Origin of the sequence: Streptococcus suis, from assembly GCF_002960445.1 — a bacterium.
Classification (GTDB): Bacteria; Bacillota; Bacilli; order Lactobacillales; family Streptococcaceae; genus Streptococcus; species Streptococcus hyiners.
The window spans coordinates 1-272 of record NZ_POJD01000482.1; the positions used below are offsets into that span (position 1 = coordinate 1).

Annotated in this window: 2 pseudogenes; both read right to left on the reverse strand. The window is 37.9% G+C overall.

Features of this window, described 5'->3' with window-relative positions:
• Positions 1–135, reverse strand: a pseudogene (locus C1G53_RS13640) (protein-serine/threonine phosphatase); the annotation flags it as partial.
• Positions 98–272: pseudogene (locus C1G53_RS12885) on the reverse strand (16S rRNA (cytosine(967)-C(5))-methyltransferase RsmB); the annotation flags it as partial. The pseudogenes C1G53_RS12885 and C1G53_RS13640, both read right to left, overlap by 38 nt.

Below are 272 nucleotides of genomic sequence, written 5' to 3' on the forward strand. Positions count from 1 at the left end.
GATATAGTCTTGGTTGTTCGAACGTTTCTGTCCTACATCAGTAAGTAATGCAATTTCCATAATTTTTATCGTTGCTAAGCAACTTCCTCCTCTTATTCTAGGATTTTCGTCTAAGTTGACCGATGAAAAAGCCATCTGTCTTATACTGTTCAGGGGTTATCAACAAGCAACCATCCACCATAATATCTGTTTGAGGGTGTTCTAGTGTCACCTGTTCAAAATTGGGATGGTTTTGCAGAAATTCTTGAATAACCTCTTGGTTTTCCTTAGCA